The sequence below is a fragment of the Salipiger sp. ABN3_019 genome, from assembly GCF_056158605.1.
This window is the reverse complement of record NZ_JBSWTP010000009.1, coordinates 2,611,454-2,630,271: the sequence shown is the minus strand read 5'-3', so window position 1 is coordinate 2,630,271 and position 18,818 is coordinate 2,611,454. Positions and strand designations below refer to the sequence as shown.

General features: G+C 67.3%; 17 protein-coding genes and 2 riboswitches. Of the genes, 9 read left to right on the top strand and 8 right to left on the bottom strand.

Annotation, left to right across the window (positions count from 1 at the left end; translation table 11 throughout):
* Positions 1-10: 10 nt before the first annotated feature.
* From ACXAD2_RS20890 to ACXAD2_RS20870, 5 genes are all read right to left on the bottom strand, one after another.
* The gene (locus ACXAD2_RS20890; RefSeq protein WP_475174162.1) at positions 11-457 is read right to left on the bottom strand and encodes a MarR family winged helix-turn-helix transcriptional regulator; all 447 of its coding nucleotides are present in this window, start codon (positions 455-457) and stop codon (positions 11-13) included.
* 82 nt (positions 458-539) lie between these two features.
* Positions 540-1,241, bottom strand: coding sequence for an ABC transporter ATP-binding protein (locus ACXAD2_RS20885; RefSeq protein ID WP_475174159.1), 702 nt, complete (start codon positions 1,239-1,241; stop codon positions 540-542).
* A complete protein-coding gene (locus ACXAD2_RS20880; protein WP_475174156.1) occupies positions 1,234-2,004 on the bottom strand; it encodes an ABC transporter ATP-binding protein in 771 nt (256 codons plus the stop codon). Before ACXAD2_RS20880 ends, ACXAD2_RS20885 begins: the two co-directional genes overlap by 8 nt.
* Positions 2,001-3,860 (bottom strand): ABC transporter permease, encoded by a 1,860-nt coding sequence (locus tag ACXAD2_RS20875; protein ID WP_475174151.1) that lies wholly within the window; start codon positions 3,858-3,860, stop codon positions 2,001-2,003. Before ACXAD2_RS20875 ends, ACXAD2_RS20880 begins: the two co-directional genes overlap by 4 nt.
* 125 nt (positions 3,861-3,985) lie before the next feature.
* Positions 3,986-5,209, bottom strand: coding sequence for an ABC transporter substrate-binding protein (locus ACXAD2_RS20870; RefSeq protein WP_475174146.1), 1,224 nt, complete (start codon positions 5,207-5,209; stop codon positions 3,986-3,988).
* 297 nt (positions 5,210-5,506) lie between these two features.
* Between ACXAD2_RS20870 and fabD the strand changes: the two genes are divergently transcribed.
* The 4 genes from fabD to thiE all read left to right on the top strand — a co-directional run bounded on the left by fabD (position 5,507) and on the right by thiE (position 10,115).
* Positions 5,507-6,442: an ACP S-malonyltransferase gene (gene fabD / locus ACXAD2_RS20865; protein WP_475174144.1), complete on the top strand. Its 936-nt coding sequence runs from the start codon at positions 5,507-5,509 to the stop codon at positions 6,440-6,442.
* A gap of 196 nt (positions 6,443-6,638) precedes the next feature.
* Positions 6,639-6,757: riboswitch (TPP riboswitch) on the top strand.
* Positions 6,758-6,886: 129 nt separating this feature from the next.
* Positions 6,887-8,692, top strand: a complete 1,806-nt coding sequence (thiC, locus tag ACXAD2_RS20860) for a phosphomethylpyrimidine synthase ThiC (RefSeq protein ID WP_475174141.1) — start codon at positions 6,887-6,889, stop codon at positions 8,690-8,692.
* Entirely contained in the window at positions 8,689-9,489 is an 801-nt protein-coding gene (gene thiM, locus ACXAD2_RS20855; RefSeq protein WP_475174138.1) for a hydroxyethylthiazole kinase, read from the top strand. The genes thiC and thiM overlap by 4 nt, the downstream gene beginning before the upstream one ends.
* The gene (thiE, locus tag ACXAD2_RS20850; RefSeq protein ID WP_475174133.1) at positions 9,486-10,115 is read left to right on the top strand and encodes a thiamine phosphate synthase; all 630 of its coding nucleotides are present in this window, start codon (positions 9,486-9,488) and stop codon (positions 10,113-10,115) included. Before thiM ends, thiE begins: the two co-directional genes overlap by 4 nt.
* On the opposite strand, the gene thiD is transcribed toward thiE, so the two are convergent.
* The 3 genes from thiD to ACXAD2_RS20835 form a co-directional block, all read right to left on the bottom strand.
* Complete coding sequence (gene thiD / locus ACXAD2_RS20845; protein WP_475174994.1) at positions 10,112-10,921, bottom strand: bifunctional hydroxymethylpyrimidine kinase/phosphomethylpyrimidine kinase; 810 nt, start codon at positions 10,919-10,921, stop codon at positions 10,112-10,114. The genes thiE and thiD overlap by 4 nt on opposite strands.
* 62 nt (positions 10,922-10,983) lie before the next feature.
* A riboswitch (TPP riboswitch) is annotated at positions 10,984-11,102 on the bottom strand.
* 118 nt (positions 11,103-11,220) lie between these two features.
* Positions 11,221-12,279 carry a dipeptidase gene (locus tag ACXAD2_RS20840; protein WP_475174130.1) on the bottom strand — a complete coding sequence of 353 codons (1,059 nt, stop codon included), beginning with the start codon at positions 12,277-12,279 and terminating at the stop codon, positions 11,221-11,223.
* Positions 12,280-12,303: 24 nt separating this feature from the next.
* The gene (locus ACXAD2_RS20835; RefSeq protein WP_224902553.1) at positions 12,304-13,728 is read right to left on the bottom strand and encodes a hypothetical protein; all 1,425 of its coding nucleotides are present in this window, start codon (positions 13,726-13,728) and stop codon (positions 12,304-12,306) included.
* 289 nt (positions 13,729-14,017) lie between these two features.
* Between ACXAD2_RS20835 and phnC the strand changes: the two genes are divergently transcribed.
* From phnC to ACXAD2_RS20810, 5 genes are all read left to right on the top strand, one after another.
* Complete coding sequence (gene phnC / locus ACXAD2_RS20830) at positions 14,018-14,836, top strand: phosphonate ABC transporter ATP-binding protein (protein ID WP_475174126.1); 819 nt, start codon at positions 14,018-14,020, stop codon at positions 14,834-14,836.
* Positions 14,837-14,887: 51 nt separating this feature from the next.
* On the top strand, positions 14,888-15,787 hold the full coding sequence (phnD, locus tag ACXAD2_RS20825; RefSeq protein WP_066101124.1) for a phosphonate ABC transporter substrate-binding protein: 900 nt from the start codon (positions 14,888-14,890) through the stop codon (positions 15,785-15,787).
* A 130-nt stretch (positions 15,788-15,917) separates the two neighbouring features.
* On the top strand, positions 15,918-16,784 hold the full coding sequence (gene phnE / locus ACXAD2_RS20820) for a phosphonate ABC transporter, permease protein PhnE (RefSeq protein WP_475174122.1): 867 nt from the start codon (positions 15,918-15,920) through the stop codon (positions 16,782-16,784).
* A 1-nt stretch (position 16,785) separates the two neighbouring features.
* Positions 16,786-18,096, top strand: coding sequence for a phosphonate ABC transporter, permease protein PhnE (gene phnE, locus ACXAD2_RS20815; RefSeq protein WP_475174118.1), 1,311 nt, complete (start codon positions 16,786-16,788; stop codon positions 18,094-18,096).
* Positions 18,097-18,717, top strand: a complete 621-nt coding sequence (locus ACXAD2_RS20810; RefSeq protein WP_475174113.1) for an LbetaH domain-containing protein — start codon at positions 18,097-18,099, stop codon at positions 18,715-18,717.
* Positions 18,718-18,818: the final 101 nt, after the last annotated feature.

The following is an 18,818-nucleotide window of genomic DNA, read 5'->3' as shown; positions in this document are numbered from 1 at the left end:
CGCGCGGGCGTCAGACGATTTTCTGCAGCAGGCGGATCAACGTCTCACGCTCGCGCGCCCGCAGCGGCGACAGGGTTTCGGCGGTGACGGCAAGCACGCCCGCGACGGTGTTGTTCACCATGGCCTGTCCGGCATCGGTCAGCGACACCAACTGCCGACGCTTGTCCTTGGGATCGCGCTCGGTGTGCAAGAGGCCGCGCGTGCTCAGCCGGTCAACCACGCCTTTTGTTGTCGCGCCGTCCATGGCGACGGACCGGCCCAGAAAGTTCTGCGACATCGGCCCCATTTCGGCCAGCCGGTGCATCACCGAAAACTGCATCGGGGTCAGCGCGCCGTCGATCTTGTCCGAGAAGATCGTGCAGTTGCGCTGGTAGGCACGCCGCAGCAGATAGCCCACCTGCTCGTCGAGGTGATATTCCTGCGCCGTGCTGCAGGCGGTTTTGGAGATATCGGCCAAGCGCAAAGTCCTCCGGTTCTTCCAGACCTAACGCGCGGAGGCGGCAGCGGCAATCGCGATTGGCGCTATTTGGCGTCAATGCCTAGACCGAAAGATAGGCGTCGCGGATTTCTGGCTGTTTTTCGAGCGTTTCGAAGCTGCCGTCGAACTTCTTCTGCCCGGATTCGAGGATGATCGCCCGGTCAGCCACGGCGCGGGCGAAATGCAGGTTCTGCTCGGAGATGAGAACCGTCAGCCCCTGCGATTTCAACGCCGCGATGCTGCGTGCCATCTGCTCGACAATCACCGGGGCGATGCCCTCGGAGGGCTCGTCGAGCAGCAGCAGCGCCGGGTTTCCCATCAGGGTGCGGGCGATGCTCAGCATCTGCTGCTCGCCGCCCGACATCTGCTTGCCGCGGTTGTTGCGGCGCTCGGCGAGGTTGGGGAAAAGCTCGAACAGCTGCTCGACGGTCCAATGCGGCGCGCCCTCGCGCCGGGGCTGGCGACCGACCTCTAGGTTCTCCAGCACTGTCAGATCGGTGAACACACGCCTGTCCTCGGGCACATAGCCAAGCCCGGCCTTGGCCACCCGATAGGCGGGCAGGCCCACCAGCTCGCGCCCCTCGAAGCGCACCGAGCCTTGTCGCGGGCGCAGCAGTTGCATCACCGATTTCATCGTGGTGGATTTGCCCGCCCCGTTGCGCCCCAGAAGCGCCACCACCTCGCCGCGCTGCACCTCAAAGCTCAGATCGCTGAGGATATGCGCCTTGCCGTAGAAGCTGTGGATGCCTTTGATCTCAAGCATCCTGCGCCTCCTTGAAAAGCGTGCCGCCGCCCAGATAGACCTCTTGCACCTTGGGATCGCGGCGCACCTCTTCGGCGCTGCCGTCGGCGATCAGCTGGCCCCGGTTCAGCACCATGATGTGATGGGCATGGGCAAAGACCACATCCATGTCGTGCTCGGTGAACAGCACCGACAGCCCTTCGTTGCGCACAATGTCGGCGACCAACTGCATCAGCTCGATCCGCGCCGAGGGGGCCATGCCCGCCGTCGGCTCGTCCATAAGCAGAAGGCGCGGGCGGTGGCAGAGCGCAATGGCCAGTTCCAGCCGCTTGAGATCGCCATAGGCCAGCACCGAGCAGGGGCGGTCGGCCTGATCTTCCAGCGAGACCGTGCGCAGAAATTCCAGCGCCTCGTCGCGATAGAGCTTCCACGCCCGCGCGCCGAAAGAGAAGATGCGCCGATGGTGGCTGATCAGCGCCATCTGCACGTTCTCGATGACGCTCATAGACCGGTAGGTGCCGGTGATCTGGAACGTCCGCCCCACGCCTTTCCGCCAGATATCGCGCGGGCGCTGCCCGGTGATCCGCGCGCCGCCGAGATAGACCTCGCCCGCGGTGGGCCTTAGCTGCCCGGAGAGCATGTTGAAGCAGGTGGATTTGCCCGCGCCATTGGGGCCGATCAGCGCTTTCAGCTCGCCCTGCCGCACGGAAAAGGAGACGTCTTCGACCGCGAGGAAGCCGTCGTAGCTTTTGCGCAGGTGCTCGGCGCGGAGGATCTCGGTCATCGGCTCTGCTCCTCGTCGCTGTGGCGCAGACGGCCTGCCAGCCTGCGCAGGGTGCCGACGATGCCTTCGGGCATCAGGATGACCACGGCGATGATCACCAGCCCCAGCAGCAGCCGCCAGTATTCAAGCCGGGTGAGCCAGTGCTCGACCGTGGTCATGAAGCTGGCCCCCACCACGCCGCCCGCGAGCGTCTTCACCCCGCCGAGGAAGACCACGATCAGCGCATCGAAGCTCTTGGCGATCTCAAGCTCGGTGGGAAAGACCGACCCTTTGGAGAAGACAAAGATCCCGCCCGCAAGCCCCGCCATCATACCGGCCAGCGCGAAGGCCACCAGCTGTACCCGCTTGACGTTGATCCCCATGGCCTCGGCCTGACGCGCGCTGTCGCGTCCGGCGCGCAGCGCGTAGCCAAAGGGCGCATGGACGATATGGCGCAGGGTGAGGATGCCGCCCACGCCGAAGGCCAGCGTAAAGTAGTAATAGGGCAGCGTGCCGTTCAGCCAGTCTGCGGGCCAGATGTTGATCAGCCCGTCGTCGCCGCGCGTGACACTGCGCCACTGGAAGGCCAGCGACCAGACGAGCTGGCTGAAGGCGAGTGTCAGCATGGCGAAATAGACCCCCGAAAGGCGGATGCAGAACCAGCCGATCCCCAGAGCCAGCAGCCCGGCGGCCAGCGGCGCGAAGAGAAAAGCGAACTCCATCGGGGTCTCTGTGTGGAACACGAGCAGCGCCGCGGCATAGGCCCCGCCGCCGAAGAAGGCCGCATGCCCGAAGCTCACCAGCCCGCCAGAGCCGAGGATGAAATGCAGGCTGGCGGCGAAGAGCGCGAAAACCACGATGTCGATCACCAGCACCATCAGGAACTGGTCGGCAAACAGCGGCAGCGCGGCGAGGGCTGCGAGCAGTAGGGCGGTGAGCGCGATGCCGACAGGGCCATAGGGGCGGATGGGCGTCTCGGGCGCGCCGACCTGCCCGTGCTCGCCCGCCACCTCCTCGCGGCCCAGCAGACCATAGGGGCGGATGATCAGCACCACCGCCATGACCACGAACATCAGCACCAGCGTCGATTGCGGCAGGTAGGTCACTCCAAAGACCCCCAGCACCGAGATCAGCACCGAGGCGATGAAGGCCCCCGGAAGGCTGCCCATGCCGCCGATCACCACCACCACGAAGACCGCGCCGATGATGTTGAAATCCATCAGCAGATCGGCCCCGCCCTTGGGCAGTTGCAGCGCGCCGCCCCAGCCCGCCAGCGCCGAGCCGAGCGCAAAGACCCCGGTGAAGAGCCACGCCTGATTGACCCCAAGAGCGCCGACCATCTCGCGGTCCTGCGTTGCGGCGCGCACGAGGATGCCCAGCCGGGTGCGGGTGATCAGATACCACAGCGCCAGCAGGATGACCGGCGTGAGCGCGATCAGAACGATGTCATACTTGGGCACCGGCTCGCCGAAGATGCGCCAGACCCCGCGCAGACCCGGCGCGCGCGGGCCGAGCCGGTCTTCGGCCCCCCAGATCATCAGCGCCAGATCCTGAATGACGAGGATCACCCCAAATGTGGCCACGAGCTGAAAGAGCTCGGGCGCGCGGTAGATGCGGCGCAGCACGATCACCTCGACCAGCGCGCCGATCAGCCCCACCGCGAGCCCGGTCAGCACGATCGCACCCCAGAAGCCGACCGCGCCCGGCAGCACCTCCATCAGGGTCACGCCGATGAAGGCGCCGAGCATGTAGAACGACCCATGCGCGAAATTCACGATCCGCGTGACGCCAAAGATCAGCGACAGCCCCGAGGCGACGAGAAACAGCGCCGCGGCATTGGCGAGGCCGGTCAGGAACTGGGCGAGGAAGAAGGCCATGGTGGGGAAGGCTCGGATCGGGGAAGGGGGCGGGGCGCTGCCCCTCTTGGCCTTGCGGCCAATTCACCCCGGAGTGTTTGCGGAAAGATGAAAGGGGGAGGCAGCGCAGCCTCCCCCGAAGCGCCTCAGTCGGCGGGGCGCATTTTGCGAATGTCTTCGTCCGAAGGCATGTAGGGTGTTGGGTCCTTGTAGGACCAGTCCACCATCACGCCTTCGCCTGCATCGTTCAGCGCCGTGGTGCCGGTGAAGGCGCCCAAGGTCGATTGGTTGTCGAGCGCGCGGTAGTGCAGCGGCCCGACCGGCGTGTCGGGAATGTCGAGCCCCTCGAAGGCGTCGCGGATCGCCTCGGTCTCGGTGCTGCCGGCGCGTTCGATGGCGGCGGCGACCGAGAGCGCGGTCAGATAGCCGACGTTGCTGCCGTTTTTCGGAGTTTCGCCGAACATCTCTTCATAAGCCTCGACGAACGCACCGCCGGGCGTGTCGGCGGCAAAATCGTACCAAGGGTAGCCGGTGACGAACCAGCCCTCGGGAGCCTCCTCGCCGAGCGGCTCGAAATACTCCGGCTCACCGGTCAGCAGCCCGTAGACGTCGCGCCCGTCGAAGAGGCCGCGGTCGGTGCCCTGACGGACGAATTTGGCCAGATCGGTGCCGAAGGTGACGTTGTAGATCGCGTCGGGCTTGGCGCGCTCCAGCGCCTGTACCTCGGCGCCGGCGTCGATCTTGAACAGCGCGGGCCATTGCTCGGCGACGAACTCCACCTCGGGCTTGAGCCGCTTGAGGTTTGCCTTGAAGGCCTCGACCGCCTCGGTGCCATAGGCGTAATTCGGCGCGATGGTGGCATAGCGGATGGCGTCGGTGGTTGCCGCCTGCTCGGCCAGCATCGCCGCCTGCACCCATGTCGAGGTGCGCAACCGGAAGGTGTAGGGATTGCCCGAGCCCCAGACCAGCGTATCGGCCAGCGGCTCGGAGGCGAGATAGACATGCTGTTTCTCGGCGGCGTAGGAGCTGAGCGCCAGCCCGACATTGCTGAGGATCGTACCGGTGAGCATCACCGTGCCATCGCGGGTCATCAGTTCTTCGGCGATGCGCACCGCCTCGGCGGGATCGCCCTGATCGTCGCGGAAGACGAACTCCAGATGGCGGCCCAGCACGCCGCCGTCCGCATTGATTTCGCTGACCGCCAGTTCGATGCCCTTGCGGTAGGGCTCGGCGAAGGCTGCAAGGCGCTTGTAGTGGTTGATGTCGCCGATCTTGATCGGGGCATCCGTGCTGTCCTGGGCGAGCGCGGCGGCCGGGACCAGCGCCAATGCGGCGGCGGTGGCGAGAACGGTGCGTCGAAGCAGGGTCATTGCGGCGTCTTTCTCCTGTTGCGCGGCGCGGGGGCAGGCCGCTGCGACCCTCTTACGCCGGAACGCCGCCTCTTACCAAGGTGCTGTGCGGGAGTTTTCGGGTGGCGCCACTTCCGGGGGCGCTGCCCCCGCCGCGCAAGCGCGCGGCTCCCCCGGCGTATTTTTGAAGAGAAGAAGCCTGTGGGGACGCTTGGCGGGGGCGCTCAGCGGGGGCGTTGCGCGACGCGGCGCTTGGCGCTAGGACTGCGCGCCAAAGCGCGCCAAAACCCGACCGCGCGAGCCTTAGGAGAGACGATCATGACGCGAGCCTTCATCTTCCCCGGTCAGGGGGCGCAGACCATCGGCATGGGCAAGGCGCTGGCCGAGGCCTATCCGGCGGCGAAAGCCGTGTTCGACGAGGTGGACGCAGCGCTGGGCGAGAGCCTCTCGTCGCTGATCTGGGACGGCGACATCGAAACGCTCACCCTCACCGAAAACGCTCAGCCCGCGCTGATGGCGACCTCGCTGGCAGCGATGCGCGCGCTCGAGGCCGAGGGCATCGAGATCGGAGCGGCCAGCTTCGTCGCAGGTCACTCGCTGGGCGAATATTCGGCGCTGACCGCCGCGGGCGCGCTGAGCGTTGGCGATGCGGCGAAACTGCTGCGCACCCGTGGCAAGGCCATGCAGCAGGCAGTGCCGGTGGGTCAGGGCGCCATGGCGGCGCTGCTGGGCCTCGATCTGGCGACCGCCCGCGCCGTCGCCGAAGAGGCGGCGCAGGGCGAGGTCTGCGCCGCGGCCAATGACAACGACCCGTCGCAGGTGGTGATCTCGGGCGACAAGGCAGCGGTCGAACGCGCCGTGGAGATCGCCAAGGAGAAGGGCGCCAAGCGCGCGCTGCTGCTGCCGGTGAGCGCCCCCTTCCACTGCGCACTGATGGCCCCCGCCGCCGAGGTGATGGCCGAGGCGCTGGAGCAGGTCGACATTACCGCGCCCAAGGTGCCGCTTGTGGCCAATGTGATCGCCGAGGCGGTGACCGATCCCGCCCGCATCCGCGCGCTGCTGGTCGAGCAGGTCACCGGCTCGGTGCGCTGGCGCAAGTCGGTCGAGTATATGGTCGCGCAGGGCGCGGATGAGTTCTGGGAGATTGGCGCGGGCAAGGCGCTCTCGGGCATGGTGAAGCGCATTCACCGCCCGGCCACGCTGCGCAACATCGGCGCGCCCGACGACGTGAAGGCCGCGCTCGAAGCGGTCTGAGGCGCGCCTCACCTCTGCCAACAGCAAACAAGGGCGGTGCCATGCGGCGCCGCCCTTCGTGCATTCCGGGCGTGCGCATGCTGGGCGCGGCCTGCGCCTTTCATTGTTCCACAAATACGCCTCCGACCGCCTTCGCCCGCCCCCCGCCGGGCCGAGGCCGCACCTTGACGCCCGACCCGACTCGCCGCAGGGTGGCGCCACTCACCCGGGGGGTCCCGACAAGGGGCTGAGATTCTGCTGGCGTTCGCGCAGCGCAGTGACCCGACGAACCTGATCCAGTTCATACTGGCGTAGGGATGGTGCACTGGCGTTGCCGGGGGCTCTGCGCCCCGGATCTTGCGGATAGGACAAGCGGGGCAGACCCGCGCCTTGGCCGCAGCGATGTCACCCCATTCACGCACCGGAACTGGGTCTCCACCGCTTCGAGCTTGGAGGCTCCGACCGATGAAAGACCTGACCCCAACAGTCACCTGCGGGCCGCTGCCCGCCTCGCGGCGCGTCTGGCATGAGGGCACGCTGCACCCGCAGATCCGCGTGCCGATGCGCGAGATCGACCTGCACCCGTCCGCCGGTGAGCCGCCGGTCACCGTCTATGACAGCTCCGGCCCCTATACCGACCCCGGCGCCGAGATCGCCATCGACCGCGGTCTGCCGCGCCTGCGCGAGGGCTGGGTTCGCGCCCGCGCCGACACCGAAAGCTACGATGGCCGCCATGTGAAGCCCGAGGACAATGGCTTTGCCGAAGGCGCGCGGCTGGTGCCCGAGTTTCCCGTCCGCCATGCGCCGCGCCGGGGCAAGGACGGCAAAGCGGTCACCCAGATGGCCTATGCCCGCGCCGGGATCGTCACGCCGGAGATGGAGTTCGTCGCCATCCGCGAGAACCTCGGGCGCAAGGCCGCCAAGGCGCAGCTCGAACGCGACGGGCAGGACTGGGGCGCGTCGATCCCTGACCATGTGACGCCGGAGTTCGTGCGCGATGAGATCGCCCGGGGCCGCGCGATCATCCCCGCCAACATCAACCACCCCGAGCTTGAGCCGATGATCATCGGGCGCAACTTTCTGGTGAAGATCAACGCCAATATCGGCAACTCGGCGGTGACCTCCTCGATGGCCGAGGAGGTGGAGAAAATGGTCTGGGCGACGCGCTGGGGGGCCGACACGGTCATGGACCTGTCGACCGGGCGCAACATCCACAACATCCGCGACTGGATCCTGCGCAACGCGCCGGTGCCCATCGGCACGGTGCCGCTCTATCAGGCGCTGGAGAAGGTCGGCGGCATCGCCGAGGACCTGAGCTGGGAGGTGTTTCGCGACACGCTGATCGAGCAGGCCGAGCAGGGGGTGGATTACTTCACCATCCACGCGGGCGTGCGCCTGCACATGATCCCGATGACGGTGAACCGGGTGACCGGGATCGTCAGTCGCGGCGGTTCGATCATGGCCAAATGGTGCCTGCACCACCACCGCGAGAGCTTCCTCTACGAGCATTTCGACGAGATCTGCGAGATCGCGCGGGCCTATGACGTGTCGTTCTCGCTGGGTGACGGGCTGCGCCCCGGATTTATCGCCGACGCCAACGACGAGGCGCAGTTCGCCGAGTTGGAAACGCTGGGCGAGTTGACGCAGGTGGCATGGAAGCACGAGTGTCAGGTGATGATCGAGGGGCCGGGCCATGTGGCCATGCACAAGATCAAGGCCAATATGGACAAGCAGCTTGAGACCTGCGGCGAGGCGCCGTTCTACACGCTCGGGCCGCTCACCACGGATATCGCGCCGGGCTATGATCACATCACCAGCGGCATCGGGGCGGCGATGATCGGTTGGTTCGGCACGGCGATGCTGTGCTACGTGACGCCCAAGGAGCACCTTGGCCTGCCGGACCGCGACGATGTGAAGACCGGGGTGATCACCTATAAGATCGCCGCCCATGCCGCCGATCTCGCCAAGGGCCACCCGGCGGCGCAGATCCGCGACGATGCGCTTTCGCGCGCCCGCTTCGAGTTCCGCTGGGAGGATCAGTTCAATCTCGCGCTCGATCCCGACACGGCGCGGTCCATGCATGACGAGACCCTTCCCAAGGAGGCGCATAAGGTGGCGCATTTCTGCTCCATGTGCGGGCCGAAGTTCTGCTCGATGCGGATCAGCCACGACATCCGCGCCGAGGCCCAGAAAGAGGGCATGGCGAAGATGGCCGAAAAATTTCGCGAAGGCGGCGCGCTTTATCTGCCGCTGAAGGAGGACAAGGCATGACATCCGGACTGCTGTTGAAGGAGATGCGCGACACCAATCCGCTGGTGCAATGCATCACCAACTACGTGGCGATGAACATCGCCGCGAACGTGCTGCTGGCGGCGGGGGCCTCGCCGGCCATGGTCTCGGACGCCGAGGAGGCTGGCGAGTTCGCGGGTATCGCCCATGCGCTGACGGTCAACATCGGCACTTTGTCCGAGCCTTTCGTCGAAGGGATGCGCGCGGCCATCGCCGGGGCGCAGGCGGCGGGCAAGCCATGGGTGCTTGATCCGGTGGCCTGTCAGGCGACCGGGCTGCGGCGGCGGGTCTCGGCCGAACTGCTGGCGCTGAAGCCGACGGTGGTGCGCGGCAATGCCTCCGAAATCCTCTCGCTCGCCGGAGAGGTCAGTCGCGGGCAGGGCGTCGACGGGCGCGACGGGGTGGAGGCCGCCGAGGCCGCCGCCCGCGCGCTGGCGCGGCAGACCGGCGGTGTGGTGGCGGTGACCGGGGCGGTGGATTTCGTCACCGACGGCAGCCGCGGCGTGCGGATCGGCGGCGGCTCGCCTTGGATGCCGCTGAACACCGCGCTTGGCTGTTCGCTCACCGGCCTTTGCGGGGCTTATGTGGGGCTCGGCGGCGACCCGTTCGAGGCCACCGTCGCGGCGCTCTCTCACTACGCCGTGGCCGGGAGCCACGCGCATGAGGATGCGACGGGGCCGGGTAGTTTCGCGCCCCGCTTCCTCGACGCGCTGCATGCGCTGACGCCCGAGGCGCTGGACGCCGGGGCCGATCTGCGGGTGCTGGAGGATGCCGAATGAGGCGCTTTGACCTGTCGGTCTATCTGGTACTTGATCCCGGCCTCTGCGCCGGGATCGGCATGGTCGAAACGGCGCGGCTGGCGGTGCAGGGCGGCGCCACGATGGTGCAACTGCGCGACAAGGACGGCGGCACCGTGCGAATGATCGAGACCGGGCGGGCGCTGAAGGCGGCGCTGGCGGGCTCTGGCGCGCTGCTCATCGTCAATGACGACGTCGAGGCTGCGCGGGTGATCGGCGCGGATGGGCTGCACGTGGGGCAGGGCGATATGACCCCCGCCGAGGCGCGGGCGCGGGTCGGCCCGGAGATGCTGCTGGGGCTCTCGGTGGAAAGCCCGGAACTGGCGCGGGCGGCTCCGCCCGCGCTGGTGGATTATGTGGGAGCCGGGCCGGTCTTTGCCACGCCCACCAAGCCCGACCACAAGCAGCCCGTGGGCTGGGATGGGCTGGCGGCGCAGGTGGCGGCGTGCCCGGTGCCCGCGGTGGCCATCGGCGGGCTGAAGGCGCATCATGCCGCGCCCGCGAAAGAGGCGGGAGCGCAGGGCCTTGCCGTGGTCTCTGCGATCTGCGGCCAGCCGGACCCTGCGGCAGCGGCGCGGGAGATTGCCCGCGCCTGGGCCGCGGCCTAGCCCCACATCTCGTGAAAATGGTGCAGCGGCCCGTGGCCGCCGCCCACCTGCAGCCGGTCCGACGCGGCCAGCGCGCCTTGCAGGTAGCGCTTCGCCTCGTCCACTGCCTCGGGCAGCGTCTTGCGTGGCAGCAGCGCGGCGATGGCGGCGGAGAGCGTGCAGCCGGTGCCGTGGTCGTTCTTGGTGGCGATGCGCGGCGCGCTGTAACTGCGGGTCTGGCCCTGCCACCACAGAAGGTCGGTGCTCTCGGGGCTGCCGGTCAGATGGCCGCCCTTGAGCAGCACCGCCTCTGGTCCCATGGCGGCCAGCGCGGGCAGTTCCTTGACCATCTCCTCAGCGCTCCAGTCCTCGCCGCGCGAGAGCAGCACGGCCGCCTCGGGCAGGTTGGGGGTGATCAGCGTCGCCAGCGGCACCAGATCCGCGCGCAGCGCCGCGACCGCCTCGGGGTCGAGCAGCGCGTCGCCGCTTTTGGCCACCATCACCGGATCGAACACGATGTTGCGCGCGCCATGGGGCCGCAACCGCTCGGCCACGGCGCGGATGATCCCGGCGTTGGCGACCATGCCGATCTTCACCGCGTCGACCCGCACATCGTCGAAGACCGCGTCGATCTGCGCCGCGACGAACTCTGGCGGCAGCGCCTCGACCGCGCGCACCCCGCGCGTGTTCTGCGCGACCACGGCGGTGATCACGCTCATGCCGTAGGCACGGTTGGCGCTGAAGGCCTTGAGATCGGCCTGAATCCCCGCACCGCCCGAGGGGTCGGTGCCCGCGATGGTCAGCACGTTGGGGATGCGGGGTGGCATAGGGGAAGTTGTGTCGGGGGTGTTCAAGGGCGCGGCCTCCATAAATGAGGCCGGCGAGGGCATGCGGTCAGCTCCACCTGTCCCTTCGCCGGCATGATCCGGATCAGGTTCAAAGGGTCACTGCGCCGCACGCATGCCAGCAGTATCTCAGCCCCTTGCCGGGACCCCCCTAGGTGCGGAGGACCCTAGCAGATGCGGCCGGGTGCGAAAGCCCAAAGGCTGCAGAGAGCCGGGGGCGCTGCCCCCGGACCCCCGGGATATTTGCGTCTAGACGAAGCGGCAAGCGCTTCGGCAGGGCGTTATGCGCCCCAGGTTTTGCGCAGCACGCGCAGCCAGTTGCCGGAGCAGAGCTTTTCCATCAGCGCGGCGTCGAAGCCATGGGCGGTCATGGCGGCGCGCAGATTGGGCAGACCGGCGATGTCGGTGATGCCCTCGGGCACCGTCGCACCGTCGAAATCCGAGCCGAAGCCGACGCGGTCCTCGCCCAGTTTCTCGATCAAATGGTCGAAGTGGCGCAGCACCACGTCGAGGCTGCAGGAGGGATCGATCCGCCCGTCGGGGCGCAGGAAGGCCGAGGCGAAGTTGACGCCGACCATACCGTCGCTCTCGGCGATCATCGCAAGCTGGCGGTCGGTGAGGTTGCGCGCATGCGGGGTGACCGCATAGGCGTTGGAATGGGTGGCGACCAGCGGCGCATCGGTCAGCGCGGCCACATCGTCGACGCCCTTTTCGTTGAGATGCGACAGGTCGATCATGATCTTGAGATCATTGCATTCCTTGACCAGCCGCTTGCCCGCTTCGGAGAGCCCGTCGCCGATATCCGGCGTCGAGGGGAAGCGGAAGGGCACGCCATTGCCGAAGATCGTCGGGCGCGACCAGACCGGGCCGAGCGAGCGCAGCCCACGGGCGTGCAGCTCGTGCAGTTCGCTCAGGTCCGGGCCGATCGCTTCGGCGCCCTCGAGGTGCAGCACAGCGGCCATCTTGGGGCCGGTCAGCGCGACCTCGATCTCGGCGGCGGTGGTGCAGGGGGTGATGGCGCCCGCCTCGGCCAGCGCCTCGAAGGCCTCGACCCCCTTCCACGTGGTCTCCAGCGCCTCGGCATGGGGGATCATGTCGGGCAGCGGCAGGTCGTATTGCGGCTGCGCCATCGCGTCCATGTCGTCGCCCGACTTCGAGGGGCTGGGCACGAAGACCGCGAAAAAGCCACCGCCGAACCCGCCCGAGCGCGCGCGCGGCAGGTCAATGTGGCCGCTGCTCAGCCCGCCGACCACGTCGCTGGCACTGACGGCGCCGCGCAGCAGGCGCAGCAGCAGATCATTATGGCCGTCAAAGATGGGCGGGGTCTGGGCAAGGCTCATAGGGGAACTTTCGCGAGTTGGAGGTCAGAGAATGAGATAGCCGAGGGCAAGCACCCATGCCGACAGCAGAAGCAGCATGCAGATCATGTAGCTGCCGTTCCAGCGCAGACCGACGTGGCGGGCGCTGACGTTGCCGAAACTTCCCACCAGCAGCGTGGTGGCGGTGAAGGGCGAACTGATGCCGCCCAAGGCCCAGCCCGCGGTGATCGACACCACGATGGCCTCGGGCGCGACGCCAAGCTCGGAGGCGGCGGGCACCAGCGGCGCGATCAGCGTCACGGCAAGGATCGGGTTCATGCCAAGCTGGCCAAGCAGCGGGATGATCCAGACGAAGCTGACCAGCACCAGCGCGGGCGGCAGGTCTTCGGGATGGAAGCCCGAGGCCTTGACCAGCGGTGCGAGCAGCGGCGCGCCGACGGTGCCAATGAAACCGGCCATCATCAGCAGCGTCACCTCGCCACGATAGGCGGGCAGTTCGGTGAAGGCGAAGGTGCGGGCGCGCTCGCGCAGCGGCGGATTGCCCTCGCGCTTTTGCAGCAGCGCCCAGGCTGCGGCCATACAGGGCACCACCAGCAGCACCAGCGCGATGATGCGCAGGCCGGTGAGGCTTTGCAGGATCAGCACCGAGACCACCAGCAGACCCAGCAGGATCAGCAGCGGTGCCATCAGCGCCCAACTGCCCTCGGGCGCAGCGCGGGGGGCGGGCGGATGCGACAGCTTGGGCTTGAAGATCGTGTCGAGCGCCCAGCCGGTCAGGGTGATCAGCGCCGAGGTGCCGATCGCCGGCAGCACCACAGAGCCCCAGCTGGTGCCCGGGATCAGCGCGGTGGTGATGGCGATGGAAAAGGACATGGGCGACCACGGCAGCGAGGCGACGAACCCGCGCTGGATCGCGAGCAGCATGCGGCGGGTGCGATGGGTGCGGATTTCTTCGTCGGGCTCATCCGCCGCCGCGGCGGTGGCGAGGCTGCCGAGCAGCGCGATGGCCCCGTAGTTGAGCAGCAAGGCGAAGGCCTGCCCGCCAAGCGTGAGCGCCAGATAACGCCGCCCCGGCGGCTGCAGCGCGAGGAAATTGCCCGCGGCACGGATTGAGCTGGCCTGCTGCGCGGCGCTGCGCAGCGTGGCGAGCGCGGCGAAGAAAGCGGCGATGAACCCGGCGGAGTGGAAGGCGTTCAGCAGCACCGGCTGCCAGCCTTCGACGCGCCAGACCAAGGCGAGGCTGAGCGCGATGGCGAGGCCCACGAAGAACCGCCGCCCCGGCGCGACCTGCGTCGCCAGCAGCGCCACCACCAGCGTCACGGCGGGGACCAATGCGTAATCGAGCCCGGAGGAGACCAGATGCCATTCCTTGAGGATGAGCAGACAGGTGATCAGGATCAGCAGGGCGCCGATCAGACGGTCGGTCAGGCTGGGAGGGGAGGCAGGGGTCTTCGACAGGCTTATGGGCACGTGTGGGGTCCAGTCTCGTGCGGGCTTTAGTCCGGACATAGACCACTGTTGACCGGCAAGGGCAATGCCCCTGCGTCATCGTCGCGGCGGGTGTTTTCCGGGGCGCCGCGCGCACTGAAGAGGGGTTTTGCCTTTGGCGCAGGCAGCGCGAGCGCGAAAAGGTCCGGATATGCCGCCGCGATGGCGCCGTCAAAAAAGCTTCATGGAACCGACATGGAACTAAGTCCGAAGCGTCACAGCCTCGATACCGTTCGGGGCGACATAGCGCCCCGGACAGTCTGGGGGAACCATGCTCACCGTCGAGAAACTGACGAAGCGCTTCGGCGCGAACACCGCCGTGGACAACGCGAGCTTTACCGTCGACCGGCCGATGATGATCGGCATCATCGGCCGGTCGGGCGCGGGCAAGTCGACCTTCCTGCGGATGATGAACCGGCTGACCGATGCGACCGAGGGGCGTTTGCTGTTCGAGGGCCGCGACGTGCTGCAGCTGAAGGGCGGGGACAAGCGCCTGTGGCAGTCCGACTGCGCGATGATCTTCCAGCAGTTCAACCTTGTGCCGCGCATGGATGTGGTGTCGAACGTGCTGCATGGCACGCTGGCGCGGCGCAGCACGCTGTCGACCATGTTCAACCTCTACCCGCGCGAGGACGTGCACCGCGCCATCGACATTCTCGAGCGGCTCGGCATCGCCGCCCATGCCGCCAAACGCGCCGAGGCGCTTTCGGGTGGTCAGCAGCAGCGCGTCGCCATTGCGCGCGCCCTGATGCAGGACCCCAAGGTGATCCTCGCCGACGAGCCCATTGCCTCGCTCGATCCGATGAACGCCCAGCTGGTGATGGACAGCCTGCGCCGCATTCACGAGGAAGACGGCCGCATGGTGATCGCCAACCTGCACACGCTGGATACGGCGCGGCGCTATTGCGACCGGGTCATCGGCATGCGCGACGGGCGCATCGTCTTTGACGGCACCCCGGCGCAGCTGACCACCGGCGTCGCGCGCGACATCTACGGCGCTGGCGCCGATTTTTCGGAAAACGCCACCTCCACCGAAATCCGCGACCCGGTGGTCGCGACGGAAATCCGGGCTGCGGAAGTCGCGGTCTGATCACCAGGGGCCCATCGGGACGGGTCCAATTCCTTATATGAGGGACAGAAGATGAAGAAACTGATCGCAGCCGCTCTGGCCAGCACCATGCTCGTGGGCGCCGCCCAAGCGCAGGAAATCTCCGAGTTCCGTCTCGGCATCCTCGGCGGCGAGAACGCGCAGGACCGTCTGGCCTCGAACCAGTGCTACGCCGAGAAGATCGCCGCGGCGCTTGGCGTCGAGGTGAAGATCTTCACCCCCGCCGACTACAATGGCGTGATGCAGGGCCTGCTGGGCGGCACCATCGACGCGGCATGGATGGGCGCCTCCTCCTACGCCGGCACCTATATCGCCGACCCCGAAGCGGTCGAGCCGGTTCTGGTCAAGCAGAACGCCGACGGCTCCATCGGCTACTATTCGATCGGCTTTGCCCGCGCCGACAGCGGCGTGACCTCGCTCGACGACCTGAAGGGCAAGGAGTTTGGCTTTGGTGATCCGAACTCGACCTCGGGCTACCTGATCCCCTCGATCGAGATCGCCGAAGCGGGCTACTCGATGGAGCCGGGCGATTACTTCTCCGACGTCGTCTTCACCGGCGGCCACGAGCAGACCATCGTCGCGGTCAACAACGGTGACGTCGACGCGGGCGTGACCTGGGCCGACGGTCAGGGCAACTGGGAAGACGGCTACAACTCGGGCGCGCTGCGCAAGGCGGTGGACGCGGGCCTCGTCGACATGAACGATCTGGTGCAGATCTGGCAGTCGAACGTGATCCCCGAAGGCCCCTTCGTGATGCGCAAGGCGCTGCCGCAGTCGGTCAAGGACAGTGTCACCGAGCTGACCGCCAACCTCTGGGAAGAAGACCCCGATTGCGCCTACGGCGTGGCGGCGGGCGATGCCAAGGATTTCATCCCGGTGACCCACAAAGAGTATGAGTCGATCGTCGCGGCCCGCCGCTCGAAGATCAACTGATCGCAGACCACCTGAGGGGCCCCGCCGATGCGCGGGGTCCCTTTACGTTTCCCGGACCGCTGCCGCCCGAATGCGCCGCCCCAGACGGGGCGCGGCCGGGCCGGGCGCGGGCCAGCCGCAGGACCGCCGCATGACCCAGTATCCCGATGCCCCCCATGATCCGCGCGCCAATTACCTCGCGCTGATGGCCCGCAAGCGCCTCTACGGCGGGCTGACGCTTGCGATTTTCGCGCTGCTGATGATTTCGGGCTTCACGCTGGCCGACAGCCGCAACGCGGGCGGCTTCTGGGGCGGGCTGCCGCAAATCTTCGATTTTCCCGCCGACGTCCTGCGCGACACGCTGCCCAAGCTCGACCGGCTGCCGGGGCACCTTGTCGAATATTTCCCGGCGCTGGTGGAGACGATCAATATCGCCGCCTGCTCGACTCTGATCGGTGCGGCGGCGGCGATGATCCTCTCGCTGCTCTCGACCCGCGGGCTGGCGCGCTGGCCACGACTGATCCCGGTCTTCCGCCGCGTCATGGACATCCTGCGCGCGGTGCCCGAAATCGTGATCGCGCTGGTGCTGATCTTCGTGCTGGGCGGCGGGCCGGTGCCCGCGATGATCGCCATCGCGCTGCACACCGCCGGGGCGCTCGGCAAGCTCTTCTCCGAGGTCAATGAGAACGCTGACCTCAAGCCTGTCGAGGGGCTCTCGTCGGTGGGCGCAAGCTGGCTGCAGCGCATGTGGCTGGGCGTGGTGCCGCAGGTGGCGCCGAATTACTTCAGCTACGCGCTGCTGCGCTTCGAGATCAACATCCGCGCCTCCGCCATCCTCGGCTTCGTCGGCGCAGGCGGCATCGGCTACGAGCTGCGCAACGCCATGGCCTGGGGGCAGGGGCGTTTCGACGAGGCCGCCGCCATTTTCATCCTGCTGTTCGCGACCATCGTCGTCTTTGACCAACTGTCGAGCCATGTGCGCAACGCCATGATCTCGTCCAAGAAAGGAGGCCACTGAGATGGCCGACGCCGCGCTCTACGCCTCCGCCGACCGGCAGTTCGCCCGCAAGCGGCTGGTTTCCTTCGGCCTGCCCTTGGTGGTGCTGGCCTATCTCACCTACATCTTCTTCGCCTTTGACATCGCCGGCTTGTCGGAGCGCGCGCGCTGGGACAACGCCCGCACGCTGCTGTCGGACATCTGGAGCTACAAGACCCATGTCACGCGCGACAACCGCAGCGGCGGCGTCGCGGTGGCGATCGAGGGTGAGCGCAAGGGCGAATACCCCGAAGGCATGGGGCCCGACTGGGTGATCCCGCAGCCCGATGGCAGCACGCGCGTGATGCTGAAGGACGGGCAGGAGGTGATCCTGCTGCCGGAAAATGGCTTCCGCTGGGAGGTGCCGGGCTATGGTCTGATCGAGGCGCGTCTCGAAGGGCGCACATTGGTGAGCAACCTTCCCGAGGAGAGGCTGCCCGACTGGATTTCCGCCTCGTCCTCGCGCCTGCAAGTCACCGCCGATGGCGCGCGGGTGGCGCTGACCCGTTCGAAAACCGAGCTTTTCCGCTATTTCCCGGGCTGGGAGCTGTTCTTCTTCACCCTCGACAGCCCCTATCACGGGCATGGTCTGGCAGAGATCCTCTTTGGTGCGCAGATCGACCCGGCGCGCGGCAATCTCGTCGGTGCGTGGCAGGATTTCTGGGGCAATGAGATGTGGCGCCATGCCGATGTGGCCTGGGCGCTGTTCGAGACGATCCTGATGGCCTTCCTCGGCACCATGGGGGCAGCGATCGTGGCGCTGCCGCTGGCTTTCCTGTCGGCCAAGAACTTTGCGCCGCTGGCAGCGGTGCGCTTTGCCATGCGCCGGGTGTTCGATTTTCTGCGCGGGGTGGATGGGCTGATCTGGACCATCGTGCTCAGCCGCGCCTTTGGGCCCGGGCCGCTGACCGGGGCGCTGGCGATCCTGCTGACCGACACCGGCAGTTTCGGCAAGCTCTTCTCGGAGGCGCTGGAAAATGTCGACGGCAAGCAGATCGAGGGCGTCGCCTCGACCGGCGCCAAGCCGCTGCAACGCTACCGTTTCGGGGTGATCCCGCAGATCGTTCCGGTGCTGATCAGCCAGATCCTCTACTATCTGGAGTCGAACACCCGCTCGGCCACCATCATCGGCGCGATCACCGGCGGCGGCATCGGGCTTTTGCTGACGCAGGCGATGATCACCCAGAAGGATTGGGAAGAGGTGAGCTATTACATCATCCTCGTGGTGCTGATGGTCATGGCGATGGACAGCGCTTCGGGCTGGCTGCGCCGCAAGCTGATCAAGGGGCTCTGAATGGCACGTCTCGGGCTTGCGCCCTTCCTCCACCCCGATTGCGAGATCACCGCGAGTGAGTTTGGCGCCTATGTGGAGATCGGGCGCGGCTCGCGGCTGACGCATGTGCAGATGGGCGATTATTCCTACTGCGACCGCTATGCGGATATCGCCAATTGCACGGTGGGCAAGTTCGCCAATATCGCCAGCTTCAGCCGCATCGGGCCGACGGACCACCCGATGCAGAATGCCTCGCTGCACCACTTCCTCTACCGCTCTGGCGACTATTGGGATGACGCGGGGCGGGACGATGCCTTCTTCGAGGCCCGCCACGCCCGCCGCGCCCATATCGGCCATGACACATGGATCGGTCATGGCGCGGTGGTTCGGCCCGAGGTGACGGTGGGCCATGGCGCGGTCGTCGCCTCTTCGGCGGTGGTGACCAAGGATGTGGCGCCCTACACGATCGTCGCGGGCGTGCCCGCGCAGCCGCTGCGCGCGCGCTATGCGCCGCAGGTTGCCGAACGGATGATGGCGCTGGCATGGTGGGATTGGCCGCATGAGGTGCTGCGCGCCCGGCTTGAGGATTTCCGGCACCTGCCCGCCGAGGATTTTCTGGAGAAATACGAAGCCGCGGATTGAGCGGGCGGGCCGCGCGCGCCGCCGGGTTCTTTGGCCAGCGCGGCGCGGTGCCTCGCCAAGCGGATCGGAAACGTCGATCCTTGGCAGTTTCGATGCCTGCG

Coding starts and splice junctions, on each gene's coding strand:
- ACXAD2_RS20885 (WP_475174159.1), bottom strand. CDS start 1,241: ATGCTTGAGATCAAAGGCATCCACAGCTTCTACGGCAAGGCGCATATC.
- ACXAD2_RS20880 (WP_475174156.1), bottom strand. CDS start 2,004: ATGACCGAGATCCTCCGCGCCGAGCACCTGCGCAAAAGCTACGACGGC.
- ACXAD2_RS20875 (WP_475174151.1), bottom strand. CDS start 3,860: ATGGCCTTCTTCCTCGCCCAGTTCCTGACCGGCCTCGCCAATGCCGCG.
- ACXAD2_RS20870 (WP_475174146.1), bottom strand. CDS start 5,209: ATGACCCTGCTTCGACGCACCGTTCTCGCCACCGCCGCCGCATTGGCG.
- fabD (WP_475174144.1), top strand. CDS start 5,507: ATGACGCGAGCCTTCATCTTCCCCGGTCAGGGGGCGCAGACCATCGGC.
- thiC (WP_475174141.1), top strand. CDS start 6,887: ATGAAAGACCTGACCCCAACAGTCACCTGCGGGCCGCTGCCCGCCTCG.
- thiM (WP_475174138.1), top strand. CDS start 8,689: ATGACATCCGGACTGCTGTTGAAGGAGATGCGCGACACCAATCCGCTG.
- thiE (WP_475174133.1), top strand. CDS start 9,486: ATGAGGCGCTTTGACCTGTCGGTCTATCTGGTACTTGATCCCGGCCTC.
- thiD (WP_475174994.1), bottom strand. CDS start 10,921: ATGCCACCCCGCATCCCCAACGTGCTGACCATCGCGGGCACCGACCCC.
- ACXAD2_RS20840 (WP_475174130.1), bottom strand. CDS start 12,279: ATGAGCCTTGCCCAGACCCCGCCCATCTTTGACGGCCATAATGATCTG.
- phnC (WP_475174126.1), top strand. CDS start 14,018: ATGCTCACCGTCGAGAAACTGACGAAGCGCTTCGGCGCGAACACCGCC.
- phnD (WP_066101124.1), top strand. CDS start 14,888: ATGAAGAAACTGATCGCAGCCGCTCTGGCCAGCACCATGCTCGTGGGC.
- phnE (WP_475174122.1), top strand. CDS start 15,918: ATGACCCAGTATCCCGATGCCCCCCATGATCCGCGCGCCAATTACCTC.
- phnE (WP_475174118.1), top strand. CDS start 16,786: ATGGCCGACGCCGCGCTCTACGCCTCCGCCGACCGGCAGTTCGCCCGC.
- ACXAD2_RS20810 (WP_475174113.1), top strand. CDS start 18,097: ATGGCACGTCTCGGGCTTGCGCCCTTCCTCCACCCCGATTGCGAGATC.